This window comes from Saccharopolyspora phatthalungensis, from assembly GCF_014203395.1.
Classification (GTDB): Bacteria; Actinomycetota; Actinomycetes; order Mycobacteriales; family Pseudonocardiaceae; genus Saccharopolyspora; species Saccharopolyspora phatthalungensis.
In genome coordinates, this window is sequence record NZ_JACHIW010000001.1 from 4673783 (window position 1) to 4693460 (window position 19678).

The window sequence follows — 19678 nt, forward strand, 5'->3', positions numbered from 1 at the left end:
GAAATGGGTTCTGGCAAACATTCGATGACGCGGCTGGGGCGGGTCACGTTCTGGCAAGCACTCGGCGGCGGAGCAGGTCGAAGTTCGCGCGGCCGAACATGGCACGCTTGATCAGCTTCAACCTTCTGTGGAATCTGATTTGTCAAGTTCATTCCTGTTTGCCCTGGTTCACCCCGACGATCGGGAGCAGGGTCGCGGTCGCGGGGATACCGATCTCGCGTGGCGTGCTCCCGGCCGGAGTTGGGACATCGATCAGCCGTCCCAACAGGCTGTCGAGGGCGGTCTGCCCCTCGTCGACTGCCGTGCGTTCGTCGTCGGTGAGGGGGATCTCGGCGAGCATGCGCTGGAGATTGTCCTTGGCCTCCAACAATTGTCCTTTGCTGGATGCCTTGGGGACGTAGAAGTCGCAGCGGGCGCAGGCCATCCGATGTGGACATTGCTCGAAGAACGTGTAGGAGCAGTGCCCGTGCCCGAGGTCGTAGTACTGCCAGGGCTCGCCGGCGGCGGCCTGCCCGGAGACGACCGCGTCGCGGTCGACGAGGACCTCGATGGTGCGGACGTTGCGGGAGAAGTATCCGGCGTCGCTGTAGGCCTTGGCCAGGGTGTTGGGGCTGATCTTGGCGTAGAACTGGGTGGATTGCGGGGAGCGGTGGCCGAGCCAGGCTTGCAGCTCGAACAGGGTCATGGGCTCTTTGGCGTTGTAGAGCTGGCTGGCGATGGTGGACCGGGCGCGGTGACTGGTGATGTTGCCGCGGACGTCTGCGGCGGGGACGCTGGCTTTGCGGCAGAGCATCGGGATGACGGTGTTGTTGATGTAGGCGGTGGAGATGCGGCGGGCGCGGAAGGCGAACAGCAGGTCCACGCGCTCGCCGGTGCGCCGGTCGGTGAATTGCGGCTGCGGTGGTCGGGTGGCCTGCCAGGCGTCGATGGCCTGGCCGAGGATCGGGTCGACGGGCTTGGTGAACGCGGTGCCGGTCTTGTGGGTGGGGACGTCGAGCAGGCAGACCGCGTCGCGGGCCAGGACCTGGTCCGAATCGCCGGTGATCGCGGCCCCGTCGTGTTGCCAGCGAATGCAGCCGACGCGCAGCCGGGCGATCTCGTCCGAGCGTTGGCCGGAGAACAGCCAGGCCAGGGTGACCGCGCGAACCAGGTCGATCGGGTAGAAGTTCCCGGCGTTGGTCACCGGGAGATCGTCTTCGCCGAGGTTAAGCCCGGCCCAGAGCAGTTTCGCCCAGATATCGTCTGCGATCACCCTGGGGTCGGGGCCGAGCAGGGCGGCGATGCTGCGCGGGGTGGCCAGGGCGCGCTGGGGGTCGAAGCGGCGGGGCAGCCACTCCCATTCCTGGCAGTCGGTGAAGAATCTCCTGATCGCTGCGAGCTGGACCTCCTTAGCCTCGATCCGCCGGTGTTGTTTGTTGGTGATCTTGACCTTGGGGTTTGATCGCCTTTGAGGTCGGTTTGGGTTTTCGGGCGTGTGTGAGCTGCTGGTCTGCCCAGCTTTTCCACGTGTGGTTCCGGTCGGGCCCTTGGGGGGCGGGGCGGGTGGGGTCAGGCTGTTGTTGGTGGGGCGTGGGTGGCGGTGAACAGCTGTGTCCAGGCGTGTTGCCAGGGCCAGTGTTTGGGCAGGTGCAGGGTGAGTTTCCGCGCTGAACGGGCGATGCGGGCCGGGATGTGGATCAGCTGTGCGCGCAGGGTGGCGGTGGTGGCTTTGGCGTGGAAGACCGAGGCCAACGTGCCGGTAGCACGGAGCAGGTTGTAGCTGATGGCCCACAGGATCAGCCAGGCGGCGTTGGCGTTGAACCTGCCGGAGGGCAGGTGGGCCAGGGGGCCGGATTTGCCGTCGGCGATGACCTGTTCGATCACGGCGTGGTCGCGGTGTTGTTGTTCGGCTTGCAGGGTTTCGATGGGGCTGTCGGTGAAGATCGGGTGGTAGCGCCAGACGGGAAACAACTCGCCCTGCTCACCTTCGATGGGTGGTTTGGCCAGGTCGCGGACCCGGCGCACGATCAGGCGCGCGGTGACCTGCTGGTGTTTGGGCTTGCCGGCGAACGCGGTGTAGGCGGGGATCTCGGCGACTTCGGCCTCGGAGATCAACTCCCCGGTGTCGGGATCGACGACCGCTCGGGGATAGCGGATCTGCCGCCAGGCATCGGCGGCAATGCCGGCGATCGCGGCGGCGATCGAGGGGTTCATACCCGTCGACAGCGAGGAATACGCCCCGCGCCGGCGGCAGGCGGCGACCACATCAGCGGTGTAGAACTTCGAGTCCGCCCGCACGATCCGCATCCCACGGCACCCGGCTTGGTCGGCGGCGGCCAAGGAGTCGGCGACGAACCGGGCTGCGCCACGCGCATCGGCCGCTTTGCCCTCGCGCAGCCGCACCGCGGCGATGACCGGCCGCGCGGTCGGTGTTGAGATCGTGGCCAGCAGCGGATGCAGCGTGCGGATACCTTGGAACCGGCCGATCTGCGCACCCTGCTTGGCCCGGCCATAGACCCGTTTGTGGGTCGGGGCGATATCGATGAATGCCACCTGCCCGGCTCCGGGCAAAAGCGGTGCGTGCGTGGCCGGCTCACCCAGGAACTGCCGGTGCACACGATGCAGTTGCAGGCCATGTCCGTGAGTGAACGACCGCAGAAAAGTGCCCACAGTGGAGGGGGCCTTGATCTCGTCGAACACGACCGGCATCGCCGAGTGCCGAAGGCGGTCGACGTCATCGATACTGTCGGCGCCCGCGGCCATCGCCGCCACCACCGTGAGCACTTTCGCCGCCGGGTTGGCCCCGCCGCTGTTGTCGGCCCCGCTGATACGTACCGCCTCGCTGACCAGCTCACCCAGCCGGGCTCGTTCCGCCAGCCGCACCACCGGGATCAGCCCGGCATCCGCGATCAGGTTCGGATCATCAAACACCGCGCCCAGCCGTGCCGGACTATGAGAAGATCGCACTCCAGAGATGCCCTCTCACTAGGACCGATTGGTTCCTTCAGCAAGATCAATCGTCCCAGCTCAGGAGGGCATCTCGCCTTCTTACGGCCGAACCGTTACCCAAAACCACCGGTGGATCGAGGCTTAGTGGACGCCTCCATGGGCTTGCCGAGGCGATCGCCGAGCCCGACGGTGCGCTGCACGTAGTCGCCGACCCTCATCCGTTCCAGCGCGGCGCCCCAGGCCGCGCAGGTTTTGCGGGTCCAGTCAGATGGATCCGCGTCTTCGGGGCGCTCGGCGGCGAGCCAACGGCCGACCCTGAGCAGGTTCGAGCGGGTCTGACCGCGGACGCGTGGGGGCAGCGTCGAGGTCTCGTGCCACCGGTTCACCCATTGCTCCCAGACCGGAGCGCCGCCGGTCGCCCGGGTCGAGTCAGCGCCGGTGCGCAGCCGGGGCGGGTCACAGATCCCCAGCGAAGCGATCGCCCGCTGCGCCGCGTAGAGGGTGTTCAACCGCGCACCCTGCAACATCCGGTCGCTGCGGAATCGGTCGAACAGCTCGGTGCTCAGGTCCTCCAGGTGCGGGCTGCGGTTGAACAGGAACAGCTGGCAGACCACCATCGGCAGGAGTGTGTCGTCCTCGCGACCGAGCTGGTAGCCCCACTGCGCCAGGACCGCGCGGACCCGCGCGATCTCTCTGTTCACGCGGTCCTGCCCGAAGATCCGCCAGCACAGCCTCAGCCGGTGGAACCCGCCCATCGCGTGGAACTCGTTGAAAGAGCCCACAAGATAGGCGTGCGCCGCAAGGTAGGGCCGGACCTCGTCACCGGCCCAGGCGGGCGCATGACGGCAGAACTCCGGCTGGTCACGGCCCAGCAGGTAGACCCACTCCTCGGTGGTCCAGCCCCAGAAGGTCCGGCCGAGCTCGGCCGAGCGTACCAACAGCACGGCGACCGCATCCGACATGGCGCGTCGCCGATGCGGGGTCGGCGGCGAGTCCAAGCCGGCGTTGACCGTGTCGATCGGGCGCAGCAGCCGCCGGATCACACGCCAGCCCGGCGCGGATGCATCGTGCCGTCGCAGCCGGCGCAGGTTGTCCACGCCCAGCTCCTTGATCGCCGTGGCCTCCTCGGGCCGGACCTCGACCGTGGTGTCGAACCGCCGCCCGGCTAACGGCGAGCGCCACCGAGACCCGGAGACCGCCTCGGCAGTCCCCGGCTGTGGCACGGTCACCGCGGCGTTCCCACTGCCGAGCCGCCGGTGAGCGCGGCGACACGCCAGGCATGGATGTGCTCCATGCCCTTGTTCAGCTTGTCGGCCAACTCCCGGCCGGACAGATGGATGTAGGCCAGCGTGGCGTCGGTCGAGCGATGACCGGCGAACGTCGCCATGGCATGCAGCTCCCAGCCCATCCGCGCCAGATCTGTCAAACACAGATGCCTTGTGGTGTGGGTGGAAAACCGCGGAACACCGGCCTCCAGCGCGATCCTCCGGACAACTTTCGACCAAGTCCACAAGCTCAACGGCTGCGCGTGATTGCGCCGGGACTCGGATAGGAACAACGGCCCCCGCGCCCGGCTGAACCCCGCCCGATGGGCCAGATAACCCGACAGCAGAACCCCGGTGGACGCGGAATAAGGCACCACCCGCTCAAGCCGATTCTTGGTCGTCTCCGCCCGCACCCGCACTGTCCGATGAGCCGGGTCCACATCGTCAGTGCGTAACGAGCACAACTCCTCCCGCCGCAACGCGGCGTCGTAGGCCAACGCCAGCATCACACGATTGCGAACCGGCTCTTTCGACGCCACAGCAAGCAATTCCGCCCATTCCCGCTCCGACGGGATCCACGGCAGCTTCGTCAACCTGGGCACCAAACCACGCTCGTGGCCGCCCCTGCGACGCCCGGGCGTGTAACGGCCCCGGCCCACCGGGTTGGCCTCCCGCAGCCCCTCTTCCATCAAGTAGTCGTAGAACAGCCGCACCGGCACCAATCGCTGCTGGATGGTCGCGTTGGCCAGCCCTGATCCAGAGTCGATCGACACCACGTTCACGCCCCTGCGGCTGGGACGCTCCGTCAATTCGCGTACATAGACCGCGATGTGCGCCCGACTGGCGGTGACCGGGTCGACGCCCTCCCGCTCGCACATCTGCAAATACTCAGCCAACCCGAGGGCGTAGGCGTCGATCGTCCGCCGCGCACGCCCCAGATCAGCCCACACCCGCAGCCACTCAGCCGCCCGGTCGTGCCGGCCGAGCACCGGCCACCTCCGCTCCAGCACCACGCCGTCGCTCAAGCCATCTCCCAAGTCCGTGGTCGCACCGGACGGACATGATCATCCATCCGGCCAGATTCCACGTAACTGTTAAGCTGATCAAGCGTGCCATGTTCGGCCGCGCGAACTTCGACCTGCTCCGCCGCCGAGTGCTTGCCAGAACGTGACCGGCCCCAGCGCGTCATCGAATGTGTGCCAGAACCCTATTCACAGAGCGCCATCAAGGTTCGAACCTGTGGCGGGTGACCTGGCGGCAGGGAACCATGAAAGGCCAGGGAAATCCCACCGCTGCGAAGCGGATTGTCGAAGTCAACTATCGAACGTATCTGGCGAAATTTTGAACTCAAGCCACATCTGGTCGACGGGTTCAAGCTGTCCAGTGATCCGTTGTTCGGGAGAAGGTCGTCGACGTTGTCGGCCTGCACCACGATCCGCGTCGCGGAACACGGCACGTCGCTGATCGCGACGCTGAGCCAGTGAGCACCCCGCAATACCCGTGTGTAGTGGGAGTCGAGCCTCGCCCGAGCGGCATCGGGTTCGATGGCGACCATGTCCAACAGTCCAGAGGACGATGTGCGACGCGTCGCCATTGTGACCGGCGCCGGGACGGGAATCGGCCGTTCCGTCGCCCGGGAACTCGCTGCCCAGGGCCATCGTGTGCTCATCGTCGGCAGATCCGAGCAGGCTCTGGTCGACACCATGGGCAGCGACGATTCGATCTATCCCCTCGCCACGGACATCACTCGTGAGGACGCCCCGGCGGCGATCGTCTCCACCGCGCTCGACAAGCTCGGAAGAATCGACATTCTCATCAACAACGCTGGCCTCGCCGAACCGAGCGAGCTGAGCGGTCTCACCGGCGACTCGATCGACCGTCAAGTCGCGGTCAACCTCCGCGCACCGATGCTGCTCACCAGACAAGCCACCGAGGCCCTCACGGCCGCTCGCGGCGTCGTCATCAACCTGTCGTCGGCCGGGGTACTGGGTCGGCGCGGCTGGCCGCAGTTCTCTGTGTACGGCGCGACGAAGGTGGGGCTCGATTTCCTCACCAGAACGTGGGCCGTCGAGCTCGCACCACGGGGCATTCGGGTTCTCTCGGTGGCGCCGGGCGTGGTCGATCGGGGGCCCGGCGGCCCGATGGGCGCTGACGCGGAGCAGTACGACCAGTTCCTGGCCGAGATAGCGAAGCGAACACCGTTGCAGCGTGTGGGCAAACCGGACGACGTCGCCTGGTGGATAGCACAGCTGGTCAAACCCGAGGCGGCATTCGCGACGGGGACGATATTCGTGATCGACGGTGGTATCAGCGTCACCTGAGCGCGGTTCCGCGACCGCTGATAGGGCTGGAGTCCCGGCTGCGCGAGCCCATCACGCAGACCGGGACTCTGGCGACACCATGCCCTTCGCTACCCGTGCCTTTCGCTGCGCCGTAGCCACGGTCGGTGACAGGCGCGCGACCACGACAGGACCGACGGCTCGTCGAGCTCGAGATCCGCGGACAGTAGGGCACGGTGGAGCTCCTGCATCTTCCGCGAAGGCTCGACCCCGAGTTCGTTCCTCATGCTCGACCGCAGTTGGTGGTACACGTTCAGGGCCTTGTCACGTATCCCGCAACGGTGCAGTGCGATCATGTAGGACGCATGCAGGTTCTCGTTGTAGCTGTGCTCTGTGATCAGTTTCGGGAACTCGGTCAGCGACTCCCGATGGCGCCCCAAACTCAGCGCGGCCTCCAGCCGACATTCGATCAACGCCAATCGCGATTGGTCGAGATCGACGGCAGTACCCTCCAGGTACCGACCGCGTGGCACGTCGGCCAGCGCATCACCTCGCCAGAGCTCGAGCGCCTCCTGCGCCGTGCGAATCGCCGTCGCGGCCCTTCCATTCCGGAACTCTTCGAGCGCCCGGGACTCGAGTCGGCCGTACTTCTCCAGGTCGAAGTCCCTGCTCTCCGGTAGGGCCAGCATATAGCCGTTGTTCCGAGTGGCGATCATCTTCCGGCTGCTGACACCTGCCACCGCCGCCAGTTTCCGGCGCAGCTGCAACACGTAGGTTTGCAGCGTGGTAAGAGCACTCTTCGGCGGATAGTCGCCCCATAGCTCCTCCAAGATCGTCGTGGTGGGAACGACCTTGCGGTGGTTGAGCGCGAGCAGCGCGAAGAGTTGCCGAGGTTTGGGTGTCGTCGGGATCATATCGACGCCGGAGACATTGACCTCGAGGGAACCGAGAACTTCGATCCTTATCGACATTCCTTCGCATCCCCCTAATGTCGCGGGTAGTGAGTGAAGAGCTGGGGTTCTCACTCTGCTGAGCACTCACGGCTCAATTTGGTCCGCCGCCGCGAGATCATCACGTCGCACCACACGGCGTGCCACGCGCCAGCGTGTGCCGTCGGACGTTAGCTCGTCCCGCATAACCGTGGACGTTGTGATCTGGGACTCGCCTTTGGTCGAGTCGACGACGAGCACGTAGGCGACTGTCTGGGCCTGCCCGTACTCCAGCGCAACGAGGTTCAGGTTGGTCAGCACATGCCGACGCACGGTGCCGGCATCCGAGAGCCGCGTGATGGTTTGATCCGTGCCCTCCCTCAGTGCTGTCCGACCCTTGACTTCGGGGGCTCCGTTCGGTGGTACGAAACTCCCATCTTCGGTAAAGGTGTCCACCCAGCTCGTGGCGTCTCCTTCATCGAGCATCGCCATCTGCTCGGCATAGAACTGTTCGAGCTCAGCCCGAACGACATGTCGTGGCGAGCTCTCCTCGGGCATGGATAACTCAGACATCCTGTTCACTCCTTACTTCCCATCGACGTGGCGTAGTGAAGCGTGATCCTGCGTGCTCGACTCGCGAGTCCGTTACGGGATCGCGAGTTGGTCCTTCGCAACAGCGAGTTCTGCGTTCGAGACGGCGAGCGCGTAGTACCGGAACGCAGAACTCGCGGACGTCGCTAGAGCGGTAGCACCCGACACTAGGCATCGCATCGGGTCAGTTGACGACGGTTGAACTCGATGATTTTCTGGAAGATGTCCATCATGGACAATTCCCGGCGGGCGGCAGCGTCGGCCGTGTATGTATGCGGGCACTCCGTCGGCCAACTCGGCCAGCGTGCCCGGGCGAGTCACGCCGCGCCGCCCGCGGTCACGACCGCGATGCTCGACGGTGCCGTCAGCGCCACCGTGTCGACCAGCCGCAAGCCGGCCTTGCCCAAAAGCTCGCGGAGCTCCTGCTCCGTGCGGTCCCGCCCTCGAGTGAGGGCCATCATCGTGATGTCCATGAACTTGCCGGGGTGCGGTGTGTCACCTTCCGGCAGGATCGGATCGACGATCAGCAGCTTGGCGTCGGCGGACATCGCGGTCCTGATGTTCCTCAGCACGACCACGGCCTCGTCGTCACTCAGCTGATGCAGTACATGAGACAACACGTATCCGTCACCGGACTCCGGCACCGACTCGAAGTAGTTGCCGCCTACGACCTCGATCCGCGCCCGATGACTGGTGCTCTTCAGGAATTCTTCGGCGGAGGCCACCACGTGCGGCTGGTCGAAGAGCACCGCGTGCATTCCCGGACACTGATCGAGGATCATCGCGATAAGATGACCATGTGCCCCACCGACATCGATGAGACGTTGGATACCGCTGAAGTCGTACGCCGCGACCGCGGCTCGTTGCACTTGCCGAGCGCCGTTTCCCATCGCTCTGCTGAACAGCTCGTTCATCTCCGGCCGGTCGGCCAGGTACTCGAACAATGTCGTGCCGTTGACGTATTCGAATGCCGGCCCGCCGGTTCGCAGGCTGTGCTCGATCGCTCCGTAGGCGTCGCGCATGAACGGTTTACCCTGCAACCGGAACACGTCCCTCATCGATCGCGCGGAATCGGTTCGCAACGTATCGGCCAAAGGCGTGAGGTCGAACGTGCGCCGGGAGACCTCGGTGAACACTCCCTTGCTGGCCAATGCCCGCAGCACTCGGTACAAAGCGTCACTGTGCGATCCCGTCCGGTCGGCCAGCTCCTCGACCGACAGCGGGCCGTCCAACAATTGGTCGGCGACACCGAGCTCCGCAACGGCGCTTAGCATGTGGCCGATTCTCAGTCCACTGTGGAACTCCGTCATAGCCGCAACCACCGACGCTGAGTCCGTACGCTCGTCGACTCGCTTCGACATGTGCACTCCCGTTTCTACTCGCGACCCCGACAGTTCATGCCTCGTACTCTTGAACAACCTCACACAGCAGCGACTCCGACGACGCACGTTCACTCAGTGCCCGTGCATGCGACTCGAAGCGAGGATCCGCAACCGCCGCCCGCAGGGAGTCCTCATCGGTCCATTCGGCGATGTTGAGGTATCGCGGCTCCCCGTCGTTCACCTTGACGAGTCGATGCCGCAGGTACCCGTCCTTATTCATCATGAATTCCGATGTCTCGGCGAAGCATCGCTCGAAGTCCCCAGCGCCGCCGTGCACCCGGAAGAGGTTGACAAAAATCAACACGACAAGCTCAGCTCCCAGTATTCCCCTCGACGAAGTTCTTCAGCGCCCGCAAGGTTGCGTGGCTGTTTCCACGCCTTCGACTACCGGGCCAACGTCGCTTAACACGGCGCTAGTGCCGGTTGACCAGGTTCACGACATCGGACAATGTCGTCGCGGTCAGCAACCCTTCCTCATCCACTTTGATGCCATAATCACACTCGATCTTTCCGATCGCCGCCAGCACAGCGACCGAGTCGTAGCCAAGGTCCGCGAGTTCGGTATCTACACCGTTCGTGGCGTCGATCGAGTCCGGTTCGCCCGCAACCTCTGCCAGAATCCGCCTGAGATCGTCGATCGTTAACCGTTGTGCGGGCATTGACATCACTCCTCCAGGGATTTCACGACCATCGCCGAGTTGAATCCGCCGTATCCCCGCGCGATGACCAATGCCGCGTTCAGCGCTGCCGTACGCGGTTGGCCGACCACCAGGTCCAGCGCATGATGCGATCCGGGGGCACTATTGATCGTCGGTGGGATGACGCCATCGCGCAGGGCCAGCAAGGCCAACGCCAGGTCCAGGACCGGGCCCGCGGAATAGAGCCTGCCGACCATCGTCTTGGGCACCGTCACCGGCACGCCTCGAACGCCGAACACGTCCGCGATGGCCGTCACTTCACTGTCGTCCAACCGCTTGACCGCGTAGCCGTCGGCAAACACGACGTCGATGTCGCTCGGAGTGAGTGAGGCATCGATCAGGGCCAACTCGATGGCTTTGCGCAGCCCCGCGGACATCCCTGTTGCCGCCCTGCGATCGAAAGTTGCGGCATGGCCTGCGATCTCTCCGTATGCCGCAACCGGCCCGACGTCACTGCCGGCGCCTGGCTGTAGGACCAGCATAGCGGCACCCTCGCCAGGAACGTAACCGCAAGCTCGATCATCGAACGGCACATACGCTTGATCCGGTTCGGTCGCACGGCTCATCAAGTTATTCGCGAGCTGGGCAACCCAGGCCCACGGACACAACGTGCTGTCCGCGCCTCCGGCGATCATCAGGCTCGTCCCTTTTCGCACCTGACGTCGTGCCTGCGCGATCGCATCCAGTCCGCCCGCCTGGTCACCGACGACCACGCCGGCGGGCCCCCTCAATCCGTGGCGGATGGAAATCTGGCCGGTGTTGACCGCGTAGAACCACGCGAACGACTGATAGGCGCTCACGTGTTGGGGCCCTTTGCTCCACAATCGCTCCAACTCCCGCTGGCCGAACTCGAAGCCACCGGTCGTCGCCGCAGTGACGACTCCCGCGCCGAACTCGGGAAGCTCGGTCAGGTCGATCTTGGCGTCGCGTACCGCGTAGTCGGCCGCAGTTAGCGCCAGCCGCGTCATGTGATCGGTTTGCGGAATCAGCCTGCTGGAAATGTGCTGTTCCGGCGCGAAGGGAAACACCTCCCCCGCTATCCAAGCCGGATACTGGGAAGGGTCGAATCGATCGACCATGGCCAGCCCGCTGCGTCCCCGCAATGTAGCGGACCACACGTCTTCGGTGCCGAGTCCGTTGGGGGTCACCAGGCCGAGGCCGGTGACGACGACACTACCGTTCACCGTTCCGCCCAGTCGTCAACACCATGGCGCTCTGGAATCCACCGAAGCCACTGCCCACCGTGAGGACTACGTCCGTCCGGTGTTCCCGCGCGGTCCGCGGCACGTAGTCGAGATCGCATTCCGGGTCGGGATGCCATAGGTTCGCCGTGGGCGGGACGACGTCGTTCTCCATCGCCAGGATCGACGCCACGATTTCCAGTGAGCCGATCGCCCCGAGTGAGTGTCCGATCATCGACTTGATCGAGCTCACCGGCACCTCATACGCGGTGGGACCCAAGCTCTTCTTGAATGCCGCCGTCTCATGGCGGTCGTTCTGCTTCGTGCCCGAGCCGTGCGCGTTGATATAGTCGACACCCGTCGGCGCAACCTTCGCCTCGTCCAGCGCCGTCGTGATCGCATTGGCCATCTCGTAGCCGTCCTTGCGCAGCCCCGTCATGTGATACGCGTTGGCCCGCGACGCGAATCCCGCTATCTCGGCATGGATCGGCGCACCGCGCCGACGGGCGTGCTCTCTGTTCTCGAGCACCATGACGGCCGCTCCCTCCCCGAGCACGAATCCGTTCCGGGTCCCGTCGAACGGGCGTGACGCGGTCTCCGGGGTGTCGTTCCGGGGTGTTGTCGCCTTGATCGCGTCGAAGCACGCCAGCGTGATCGGGGAGAGCGGCGCGTCGCTCGCTCCGGCCACCACCACATCCGCGCTTCCTTCGCGGATGAGCTCCGCGCCGTAGGCGACCGCGTCGATGCCCGAGGTGCAGCCGGTGGACACCACCGTGACCGGCCCTTGCGCGTCCACCAGCCAGGCCACTTCCGCGGCTATCGAGCTGGGAACGAGTTGCTCGTAGAGCCGGGGTGAGCCGTAATCATGATCGACGAGCCACGTCTTGCCGTCGTCACTGACGATCCGGTACTCCGAATCCAGCGACATCGTGGCACCGACCGCACTTCCGATCACGACTGCCACGCGATATGGATCGGCGTTCGCGAAATCGACGCCGCTTGCCGCCACGGCCTCACGGGCAGCGACCACGCACAGCTGCGCGACGCGGTCCATCCTGCGAAGCTCACGCGGAGAAAAGCCCATCGCGGCAGGATCGAGGTCAATCTCCGCGGCCACCTGTGATCGGAAGGGAGAGGGATCGAAAAGCGTGATCCGCCGGGTCGCGGTCCGTCCTTCCGCTAGCAACGACCAGAAGTTCCGCGTACCGATCGCTCCCGGAGCCACGACACCAAGGCCCGTCACGGCGATTCGCTGTGACATTCTCACCTCACTAGAACTGGAAACCAGGTCACAACTTGGCACGTGGCGCCGTTGCCGGTCAGCGCGTTTGTCACGCGAGCGCTTGCCTCGGGATGAACGCTGGTATCCCGCCGTCAATGTTGGTTCCTTTGTCGATGAACGCGAGGTTCCGGTAGACGTGGAGACCGGCCAGCATTGACGCGATGCTGTCCTCAGCCACGCTCGCCCCAGCGTGATGCTCCTCGTGGTGCAGCGCGTCCACCAACCTCTTCACTAGCCCGATCGAGGTCGACTGTCCGGCTACCGTCGAGTCGTCACCGCCATAGCCGAGGCAGTAGGAGGTCCACATATCCTCGATCACGTATGTGCCCCCGAGCCGCAGGTGCTCGAACAGCACCGAGAATGAATGCAGCACATGCTCGTTGACGTGACTTCCGTCGTCTATGACGATGTCGAACGGTCCGTACTCGCGGGCGATTTCCGACAACCAGGCGGCATTGTTCTGGTCGCCTCGCAGCGTCGTGACTCGCGGCTGATCCAGGCCGGACTTGTCGAAGATGTCCATGCCGAAGATGAGCGCGCGAGGAAAGTAGCGACGCCACATCAGCAGCGATCCACCACCGGTGCTGCGCCCTTCGAACCCACCGATCCCGATGTCGAGGATCCGGAGCTGCTCGTACCGCAACCCAGCGAAGTGGCGTTCGTAATGCGGCGTGAACCAGTGCACTCCGCCCCACTTATCGGAAAGATAGCGAGTCGACAGCTCACCGAGGTCGGGTACGACTGGGTCAATGCCGGACAGCACCGCGGCTGTCGCGCGCTGGGAGTACAGCACCGACTCGAGCAGCGGCCTGTCCGCCGATGGATCGTGTGATTCCTCGAACCGCGAACCTAGCACTCGTCTGATCGGCCTAGTGATTCGCGCGCGCCCGAAGATGTCGCGGGCGAGATCGGCGCAGCGGTAACCGATGACATGCACCGTGGTCGGGCTCGTGCCTTCGAAGAACTCGATCTGCCCGCTGGGCAGCACCTGAAGGATGTAGCGGATCGGCTCAGCGGCCTCCTCGCCGGTGATCTCCAGACCGACGTCGAACGTGCGATGCACAGTCGCTGGGTCGGCCCGGAACGCGACCTCCTCGACCAGCAGCCGCGCCACCCGGTCGACCCCGATGCCGGTTATCGTTTTCCAGAGCTCGTCGTCGCGTGCGTCCGCCGCGCGGATGAGTCGCTCGAGCTCGTCCAGGTTCAGGCCGTCCACAGTCTGCTCCTTCATGAGGCATTGGTGCTCGGGTGCGTGGCGTCCTCGCCCCATTCGCTGGGGTCAAAACTGTCGCGGCGTGCGAGCGGAATGATCTCGAATTGGAGATGTTGGCTGATCGGGTTTGCGTAGAGCGCGGCCAGCAGCTGTTCGTGCGACTCGACGTCATAGATGTTCAGTCCGCCTTGCATCCCGACCCGGATCCAGCTGTGCAGGATCACACCCTCGTCGATCAGCTTGCGGTGGTAATCGAAACCCTTGGGCAGCACGTTGCGGAACTCGGGCAGCGTCTGGCTCGACGGCAGGGGTGCGACGAGCACAGCGAACAAAGACATACCAGACCTCCGAGGACACGGTCGATTGGCGTGACAGAGCGGTCGCCGCAGGCGGTCAACGCAAGACGTATCCCGGGGACGTCGCAATTTCCTCAAGCTGCGGCACGATGTCGGTCGGCGCGGGCTGACCTAGCATGCTTTCTTGCAGCCGTCGCGCGGCGGTTTGGAATCCGTCCGCCGTCATCAATGAGATGAGCTTGTTCTGAATGGTCTCCGGGGTCGCCTCGGCGGGTGGCAGAAAAACCCCGGCCCCCAGCTCGGCCAGTTGCCTGCCGCGATAAACGTTGTCCCACAGGTTCGAGATGACGATTTGCGGGACACCGGCCGCGAGTGCGCTGGCCCAGGTACCCGAGCCGCCATGGTGGATGATTCCGTCGCAGGTCGGAAGGAGCGCGCGCAGCGGCACGAAGTCGACCAGCCGCACCCGGTCGGGGAGTGGACCGATCTCAGCCTGCTCGGCTTGGCTGAGCGTCGCCACCACCTCGATGTCCAGCTCGGCCAATTTCCGGAGAACCTCCTTGATGTCCACCGGATTCGCGTAATGCCCGGAGCGTGCGGTGATACCCATAGTCAGCGCCACCCTCGGCAGCTTCGGCGGCTCGCGCACCCAATCCTCGACCACCGAAACCCCGTTATAGGGCACGTAGCGGATGGGGAGACTGGGGCGAGGCGATGGTAGCCGCAACTCGGGAGGCGAGAGCTCTATTTGCCACTGCCCGAAGAGCAGGTCGTCGCCGAACTCACGGCCGAACGCTCCAACGGCGGACTCCAGCCAGTCCCGGAGTGCGTCGTCCCGGAGCCACGGCAGGCGGTCGGCCAACGCGACGGAGACTTTCTGTCGCATTTGGTAGAAAAGATCTGGACTCCATACGAGCCGACCGTGAGGAATGTTCGTCGCGGCGCCGACGACCGCCCCGGCGAACGTAAACTGTTCCCAGATGATCAGCTCCGGAACCCAGTGATCCGCATAGCCGGCCAGCTCATGAATGAAGGACGCGTCATTTTCCAGCGCATAGAACGTTCCGACGAGAACATCGTTGTCACTCAGGACCTTATCGGCCGACTCATCCCGCATTCCGGTGAAATCGACGCTTGCATAGAAGTTCACCAGATCGGTGCCGAGCCGGTCCAGTAGCTGGGTGTGTTCGTCGCGGGAGCCCATCGGAACCGCAGTGAGGCCGGCGGCCGTCACGTGGTCGGTCAGCCGAGGTTTGCTGGCCACGTGCACGTCGTGTCCGGCGGCTTGCAGGCCCCACGCGAGCGGAACCATGGTGTTGAAATGTGCTTCGATCGGCAGGGAAATCATGAGAACGCGCATAGTCACTCACTGCACCTCGAAGTCTGTGACGGTCACCGGGAATCGAACAACCGCGCGCGTCACCGGAGCCCGGAGCCGCCGAATAAGACGGCCTACTGGCCGCAGGCGAGGCAGCTGACCACACAAGGCCGTACTCACCGCGACCGCGACCGCGATCACCAGTGAAGCCAGCCTCGGGTGGGCGGCAACAGCCAGCGCGGTGGCGTACCCGTTTCCCGGCTCGCGGCCGGCGTCGGCTCCCATGACGAGAATCCGGCTGTTCGCTTCGATCCGGTGGCCGGCGAGCTCAACATCTTCCTCGGTGAACATTCTGTGCAGCCGAAGCGGCGAGTCGCGGAGCAGCACGCGTTCCACAAGTGTGGTGACTTCGCCCCGCCAGGCCCCGGCCGTGGACGCCGAAGGTGCTGACTCGAAAAGCCGGAGGACCGTGTTAGTGGTGAGGTTGACGGCTAGCTCGCTGGCAATGACGGCGACCGCGAACTTCTCGACACCGCACAGGTTCCGTAGCTCGTGCAGCGACGCCTTCAGCCGGTGGGCGTCCGGCAGCCTCGGCGGACAGACGGCCGCGTCCAACGAGATGGCCGCCTGTTCCGCCAGCCGCCGGAAGATGTCCCGCCGGTCAAGCTCGATGTCCAGGGCGACGCGGAGCAGGTCGGCAACCGTCGGCCAGATCACCTCCGCGACCAGATCGAGCTCGGCCGGCGTGCCACGCGCTCGCACGGCGCGTTCCACGGCGGTATCCACGTCGTGCTGGGCGACCGACAGCGAGGGCACTTCGACCGTGGCTTCGGCGCGCATGACCCCGTCGACACCCGCCAGCGTGTACGATGGCACATCCGGCGAGCTGGGGACGTTCGTGAACCGCCGGTCGTGGAGCACATCGCCCGCCAGCCGCGCGTCGGTCACCGCGGCCGAGCCGTCTCGGCATCGGTAGAGCGCCCCGGCCGCGCGCACCTTGGCAGCAAGTTCGGCGTCGCCGTCCTGCTCGGCGAGCAGCCACTGCTGGACGAGGTCGCCGTGAAACGCGTCGACCCGCTGAAGGGCACGTGCGGTGAGCAGGCGCTCGTCGAACCCCGTGTCTTCGCAATCCCCAGTCATTGTTCACCTTCGACAACGACGGCCTCATTGGACCTGCGGTACGGTGGGTGTGTTCTTCGGATCACTGCTGAATGGCTGTCGGCATGGCGGTGGGCGCCGCCTCGATCAGCGAGAGGTCAAGCTGATCCAACCGGCGCACCTGGGTCACCTCGAATCCGGATCCCCGGCAGAGTTCCTCGAAATCCTCTCGGGTGCGTTCGCGGCCGCCAAGCGCAACCATCATGTTGAGGTCGCTGAGCCGCGCGTACACTGTGCTGGAGGCCGATTTGTCCAGAACTGGTTCAATGATGAGTAACCGTCCGTCGTCAGGAATCGCACGACGACAGCTCAGCAGGATCTCGTGCGCGGCGGAGTCGTCCCAGTCGTGAAGGACGCTCTTGAGAATGTACACGTCGGCTACCCCAGGCACCGACTGGAAGAAGTCCCCCACGGTGACGGTACACCGGGAAGCCACCTGGGCCTCGTCGAGCGTGGCTTGTGCCTCGGCTACACCGCCGGCCGTGTCGAACAGTGCTCCGGTGAGCCGGGGGTGCGCCGCGAGTATGGTGGCCAGCAAAGTGCCGTCATTGCCACCGATGTCGATGATCGTCGCGGCCTTCGAGAAGTCATAGACCTCAGCGATGTCCTTCGCGACCAGCTTGGAGCCTTGCCGCATCGCCAGGTTGAACATCTGGTACAGCTCGGGACGGGCGCTCAGGTACTCGAAGAAGTCGACACCGTTGCGATGCTTGAAAGCGCATTTCCCTGTCAGCACAGAGCTTTTCATCTCGTGCCAGGTAACGAGGTCGCCGATCCGCACGACGTTCAGCTCGGCCAGGTTAGCGAGCGAGTTGGGGTCCGTCGTACGGAGCAGTGCGCCGACGTCGGTAAGCGCGAAATGGCCGTTGTCGTCTTCGATGCACAAGCCGAGCGCAGCGAGCGCTTGTAACAGCCTGGTCAGATTGTCCCGGTCCGCCCCGAGGCTCTGGGCCAAGTCGGCCGGATCGCCGGATCCGGCATCGATGCGATCGGCGATCTTGAGGTCAAGCGCAACGGCAAGCGCCTGCCCGGCGACGGTGGACGACAACAACATGAATATGTGTTCGTAATCGGTGGCCGAAGCCATCTCATTCCCCCAACCTCGGGACGTTTTCTCGAAAGCTACGGGGGGCTGCTAGATAGCAACTCGAGTCGCGGTCGTGAATGTTGAGTAGGGTTCAAATATTTCGACAGCAGTTCGCGATGTTCATGGTTCGTGGTTCTGTTGTCACTGGTAGCGGGCTTGCTGCGCCAGTGCTGGTGCTGTCTGCTCCAGTGCGAGCGTTGGGATGTCCGTCCAGGCCAGTCGTAGGTACCGATGTCCTTTGCCGCTTCGACTGGCCGAGAGGCGTTGCGACGCCAATTTGGGCAGCATGGAGACCATCTCATCGGCGCGCATCCTGCCTGCTGCGGTGGTGATCGACGCATCGCACGCAACCGCGAGCACATAACCTGCCTGGCGGGCTTCCAGCTCCGTGCGCAACCATGGATCGACACCGTAAACCTAGTAGGCAGCCACCCGTCGCACATCAGCCCCGTCCAGCGCACGGGCGATTATCCGCTTGGCCAGCTCGGGTTTGGTGGTGAAGGCGGTGCCGGCCGGTACTCCGGCAGCCGCGCCGCGGGTCGAGTCATCAGTCCAGCTGCGGGGTTCGTATCGGTCGAGCGGTCGCCGAGGAACGCTTGTCTGTTGCGGTGCAACGGGATGCCGCCGAACCGTGCGTGACGAAGATGGCACGCAAACACAGAACCACCATCGCCATGCCACACGGACGACATGTCTGCTTCGAAACCAGGATCGAACGCAACAGCAGGAAATCCTTGGTCGCTGTCGAGAGGTGCTTGCCCGCCAGGATCTTGAGCATGGGTAATTCCATTACCCAGCGCAGTCGGCCCGAATGCAGGCGCGCCACCGACGTGCTCGTACCGGTATCCCTGAGCAAGTGCGGCATCGGGAAAAGTGGCGGCTGGCGCTGGACACGCTCGACGAGATGACGGTCGAATGGCAACTGCCGAAAGGGCCCGTGGTCGGTGATTCCGGCTATGGCGACGCCACTTTGTTCCGGCTGGGCCTGGACGAACGTGGCTTCACCTACGTGCTCCAGGTTGACCCCACCCCCACCCCCACCCCCACCGCTCACCCCGGCCAGGCCCTTTCCGGTCACGCGGCCCTACCACGGGCGGGGCCGCCCACCTGGGCAGGCCTATCCGGATCCGCCTTCCACCCTGCGCGAGCTCGCCCTGGCGGCCGGACGCAATACCTGCCGACGCCTCACCTGGCGCACCGGCACAAAGAAGACCAGCGATAACCCGTCCGCGGATATGCGCTCGCACTTCCTGGCCGTCCGCATCCGCCCGGCCAACCGCAACATCCCCGCGCCGCCGACGGCAGCCTGCCAGAGGCCTGGCTGATTGCCGAATGGCCACCCGAGGAGGCCGAACCCATCAAATACTGGCTGTCGAACATGTCCATTGGCACCCCGCCGAAAACCTTGGTACGACTGGCCAAGGTCCGCTGGCGCATCGAACACGACTACCGCGAACTCAAACACGGCCTCGGCCTGGATCACTTCATAGGACGCGCCTACATCGGTTGGCACCGCCACGTCACCTTCACTGTCATCGCCCAAGCCTTCAGCACCCTGCTCCGCCTGGACCCAAAAGCGGATGCGCCGACCTGACCATCTACGCCGTTGTCCGAGAACTGCAACGACTCCTCGTCGTCATGGCCGGCGCATGCGACCTCTGCAAGCGACCCTTCGACAACGAGAGTACGAGCTCAACGGCCATGAAGAAGTCGAGCTAGTCTGTGCCCTGCTGTCTGATCACAGAATTGCGGGCGACCGGTCGATTTGCCAAACAGCTGGGACGCATAGGCATTGCGGTGACAGATGCGCAGACCAGGTCGTCCATTGTCTGCGACGGCGGTATGAGCTCGGATCCTCAACGCCGATGGGCGGAGCGTCATGAGGAGGAATAAAGCCACGCTCAAGCGCGACGGTGTTCACTTGCGGTCATGGCCACTTCCGCAAGTGACGATCTCCGGCGTGTCGCCATTGTGACCGGCGCCGCCACGGGGATCGGTCGCTCAGTTGCCAGGGAACTCGCCGCGAAAGGCTACTGTGTCGTCATCGTCGGCTGGCCCGAACAGGCTCTGG

General features: G+C 64.7%; 20 protein-coding genes and 2 pseudogenes. 3 read left to right on the forward strand and 19 right to left on the reverse strand.

What is annotated here, in order from left to right; translation table 11 throughout:
* Positions 1 to 148 precede the first annotated feature (148 nt).
* From BJ970_RS38055 to BJ970_RS40080, 5 genes are all read right to left on the reverse strand, one after another.
* Positions 149 to 1252, reverse strand: coding sequence for a tyrosine-type recombinase/integrase (locus BJ970_RS38055; RefSeq protein ID WP_312864348.1), 1104 nt, complete (start codon positions 1250 to 1252; stop codon positions 149 to 151).
* A 296-nt stretch (positions 1253 to 1548) separates the two neighbouring features.
* The gene (locus tag BJ970_RS21505; protein WP_312864349.1) at positions 1549 to 2946 is read right to left on the reverse strand and encodes an IS1380 family transposase; all 1398 of its coding nucleotides are present in this window, start codon (positions 2944 to 2946) and stop codon (positions 1549 to 1551) included.
* Positions 2947 to 3041: 95 nt separating this feature from the next.
* Entirely contained in the window at positions 3042 to 4157 is a 1116-nt protein-coding gene (locus BJ970_RS21510) for a hypothetical protein (protein WP_184727899.1), read from the reverse strand.
* Positions 4154 to 5218: a tyrosine-type recombinase/integrase gene (locus BJ970_RS21515; RefSeq protein ID WP_184727900.1), complete on the reverse strand. Its 1065-nt coding sequence runs from the start codon at positions 5216 to 5218 to the stop codon at positions 4154 to 4156. Before BJ970_RS21515 ends, BJ970_RS21510 begins: the two co-directional genes overlap by 4 nt.
* A 182-nt stretch (positions 5219 to 5400) precedes the next feature.
* The gene (locus BJ970_RS40080; RefSeq protein WP_184727901.1) at positions 5401 to 5748 is read right to left on the reverse strand and encodes a hypothetical protein; all 348 of its coding nucleotides are present in this window, start codon (positions 5746 to 5748) and stop codon (positions 5401 to 5403) included.
* Between BJ970_RS40080 and BJ970_RS21525 the strand changes: the two genes are divergently transcribed.
* A complete protein-coding gene (locus BJ970_RS21525; protein ID WP_184727902.1) occupies positions 5747 to 6514 on the forward strand; it encodes an SDR family NAD(P)-dependent oxidoreductase in 768 nt (255 codons plus the stop codon). The genes BJ970_RS40080 and BJ970_RS21525 overlap by 2 nt on opposite strands.
* Positions 6515 to 6603: 89 nt before the next feature.
* On the opposite strand, the gene BJ970_RS21530 is transcribed toward BJ970_RS21525, so the two are convergent.
* The 14 genes from BJ970_RS21530 to BJ970_RS40090 all read right to left on the reverse strand — a co-directional run bounded on the left by BJ970_RS21530 (position 6604) and on the right by BJ970_RS40090 (position 18385).
* Positions 6604 to 7443, reverse strand: a complete 840-nt coding sequence (locus BJ970_RS21530; protein WP_184727903.1) for an AfsR/SARP family transcriptional regulator — start codon at positions 7441 to 7443, stop codon at positions 6604 to 6606.
* Between the two features lie 66 nt (positions 7444 to 7509).
* Positions 7510 to 7959, reverse strand: coding sequence for a nuclear transport factor 2 family protein (locus tag BJ970_RS21535; RefSeq protein ID WP_184727904.1), 450 nt, complete (start codon positions 7957 to 7959; stop codon positions 7510 to 7512).
* Between the two features lie 350 nt (positions 7960 to 8309).
* Entirely contained in the window at positions 8310 to 9353 is a 1044-nt protein-coding gene (locus BJ970_RS21540) for a methyltransferase (protein WP_184727905.1), read from the reverse strand.
* A 34-nt stretch (positions 9354 to 9387) separates the two neighbouring features.
* Positions 9388 to 9678 (reverse strand): antibiotic biosynthesis monooxygenase family protein, encoded by a 291-nt coding sequence (locus BJ970_RS21545; RefSeq protein WP_184727906.1) that lies wholly within the window; start codon positions 9676 to 9678, stop codon positions 9388 to 9390.
* A 109-nt stretch (positions 9679 to 9787) separates the two neighbouring features.
* The gene (locus tag BJ970_RS21550) at positions 9788 to 10033 is read right to left on the reverse strand and encodes an acyl carrier protein (protein ID WP_184727907.1); all 246 of its coding nucleotides are present in this window, start codon (positions 10031 to 10033) and stop codon (positions 9788 to 9790) included.
* Positions 10034 to 10038: 5 nt separating this feature from the next.
* The gene (locus tag BJ970_RS21555; RefSeq protein WP_184727908.1) at positions 10039 to 11256 is read right to left on the reverse strand and encodes a ketosynthase chain-length factor; all 1218 of its coding nucleotides are present in this window, start codon (positions 11254 to 11256) and stop codon (positions 10039 to 10041) included.
* Positions 11246 to 12514 (reverse strand): beta-ketoacyl-[acyl-carrier-protein] synthase family protein, encoded by a 1269-nt coding sequence (locus BJ970_RS21560; RefSeq protein ID WP_184727909.1) that lies wholly within the window; start codon positions 12512 to 12514, stop codon positions 11246 to 11248. Before BJ970_RS21560 ends, BJ970_RS21555 begins: the two co-directional genes overlap by 11 nt.
* A 70-nt stretch (positions 12515 to 12584) precedes the next feature.
* Entirely contained in the window at positions 12585 to 13766 is a 1182-nt protein-coding gene (locus tag BJ970_RS21565; RefSeq protein WP_184727910.1) for a class I SAM-dependent methyltransferase, read from the reverse strand.
* Positions 13763 to 14086 carry a muconolactone Delta-isomerase family protein gene (locus BJ970_RS21570; RefSeq protein ID WP_184727911.1) on the reverse strand — a complete coding sequence of 108 codons (324 nt, stop codon included), beginning with the start codon at positions 14084 to 14086 and terminating at the stop codon, positions 13763 to 13765. The genes BJ970_RS21565 and BJ970_RS21570 overlap by 4 nt, the downstream gene beginning before the upstream one ends.
* 55 nt (positions 14087 to 14141) lie before the next feature.
* Entirely contained in the window at positions 14142 to 15404 is a 1263-nt protein-coding gene (locus BJ970_RS21575) for an activator-dependent family glycosyltransferase (RefSeq protein WP_246471728.1), read from the reverse strand.
* Between the two features lie 6 nt (positions 15405 to 15410).
* Entirely contained in the window at positions 15411 to 16502 is a 1092-nt protein-coding gene (locus tag BJ970_RS21580; RefSeq protein ID WP_184727913.1) for a cytochrome P450 family protein, read from the reverse strand.
* Positions 16503 to 16563: 61 nt separating this feature from the next.
* Positions 16564 to 17607, reverse strand: a complete 1044-nt coding sequence (locus BJ970_RS21585) for a methyltransferase (protein ID WP_184727914.1) — start codon at positions 17605 to 17607, stop codon at positions 16564 to 16566.
* Positions 17608 to 17748: 141 nt separating this feature from the next.
* The gene (locus BJ970_RS40085; RefSeq protein ID WP_184727915.1) at positions 17749 to 18003 is read right to left on the reverse strand and encodes a hypothetical protein; all 255 of its coding nucleotides are present in this window, start codon (positions 18001 to 18003) and stop codon (positions 17749 to 17751) included.
* A 151-nt stretch (positions 18004 to 18154) separates the two neighbouring features.
* On the reverse strand, positions 18155 to 18385 hold the full coding sequence (locus tag BJ970_RS40090) for a hypothetical protein (RefSeq protein ID WP_184727916.1): 231 nt from the start codon (positions 18383 to 18385) through the stop codon (positions 18155 to 18157).
* Positions 18386 to 18412: 27 nt separating this feature from the next.
* On the opposite strand from BJ970_RS40090, the pseudogene BJ970_RS40355 reads away from it, so the two are divergent.
* Positions 18413 to 19201, forward strand: a pseudogene (locus BJ970_RS40355) (IS701 family transposase); the annotation flags it as partial.
* Between the two features lie 335 nt (positions 19202 to 19536).
* Positions 19537 to 19677 (forward strand): annotated as a pseudogene (locus tag BJ970_RS38075) (SDR family NAD(P)-dependent oxidoreductase); the annotation flags it as partial.
* Position 19678: the final 1 nt, after the last annotated feature.

Excerpts from the sequence above, each read along its gene's own strand:
- BJ970_RS21535 (WP_184727904.1), bottom strand. The coding sequence starts at position 7,959 with ATGCCCGAGGAGAGCTCGCCACGACATGTCGTTCGGGCTGAGCTCGAA.
- BJ970_RS21560 (WP_184727909.1), bottom strand. The coding sequence starts at position 12,514 with ATGTCACAGCGAATCGCCGTGACGGGCCTTGGTGTCGTGGCTCCGGGA.
- BJ970_RS21575 (WP_246471728.1), bottom strand. The coding sequence starts at position 15,404 with ATGCGCGTTCTCATGATTTCCCTGCCGATCGAAGCACATTTCAACACC.
- BJ970_RS40090 (WP_184727916.1), bottom strand. The coding sequence starts at position 18,385 with ATGCTCAAGATCCTGGCGGGCAAGCACCTCTCGACAGCGACCAAGGAT.
- BJ970_RS21525 (WP_184727902.1), top strand. The coding sequence starts at position 5,747 with ATGTCCAACAGTCCAGAGGACGATGTGCGACGCGTCGCCATTGTGACC.
- BJ970_RS21580 (WP_184727913.1), bottom strand. The coding sequence starts at position 16,502 with ATGACTGGGGATTGCGAAGACACGGGGTTCGACGAGCGCCTGCTCACC.
- BJ970_RS21565 (WP_184727910.1), bottom strand. The coding sequence starts at position 13,766 with ATGAAGGAGCAGACTGTGGACGGCCTGAACCTGGACGAGCTCGAGCGA.
- BJ970_RS40080 (WP_184727901.1), bottom strand. The coding sequence starts at position 5,748 with ATGGTCGCCATCGAACCCGATGCCGCTCGGGCGAGGCTCGACTCCCAC.
- BJ970_RS21570 (WP_184727911.1), bottom strand. The coding sequence starts at position 14,086 with ATGTCTTTGTTCGCTGTGCTCGTCGCACCCCTGCCGTCGAGCCAGACG.
- BJ970_RS21540 (WP_184727905.1), bottom strand. The coding sequence starts at position 9,353 with ATGTCGAAGCGAGTCGACGAGCGTACGGACTCAGCGTCGGTGGTTGCG.
- BJ970_RS21550 (WP_184727907.1), bottom strand. The coding sequence starts at position 10,033 with ATGCCCGCACAACGGTTAACGATCGACGATCTCAGGCGGATTCTGGCA.
- BJ970_RS21530 (WP_184727903.1), bottom strand. The coding sequence starts at position 7,443 with ATGTCGATAAGGATCGAAGTTCTCGGTTCCCTCGAGGTCAATGTCTCC.
- BJ970_RS21585 (WP_184727914.1), bottom strand. The coding sequence starts at position 17,607 with ATGGCTTCGGCCACCGATTACGAACACATATTCATGTTGTTGTCGTCC.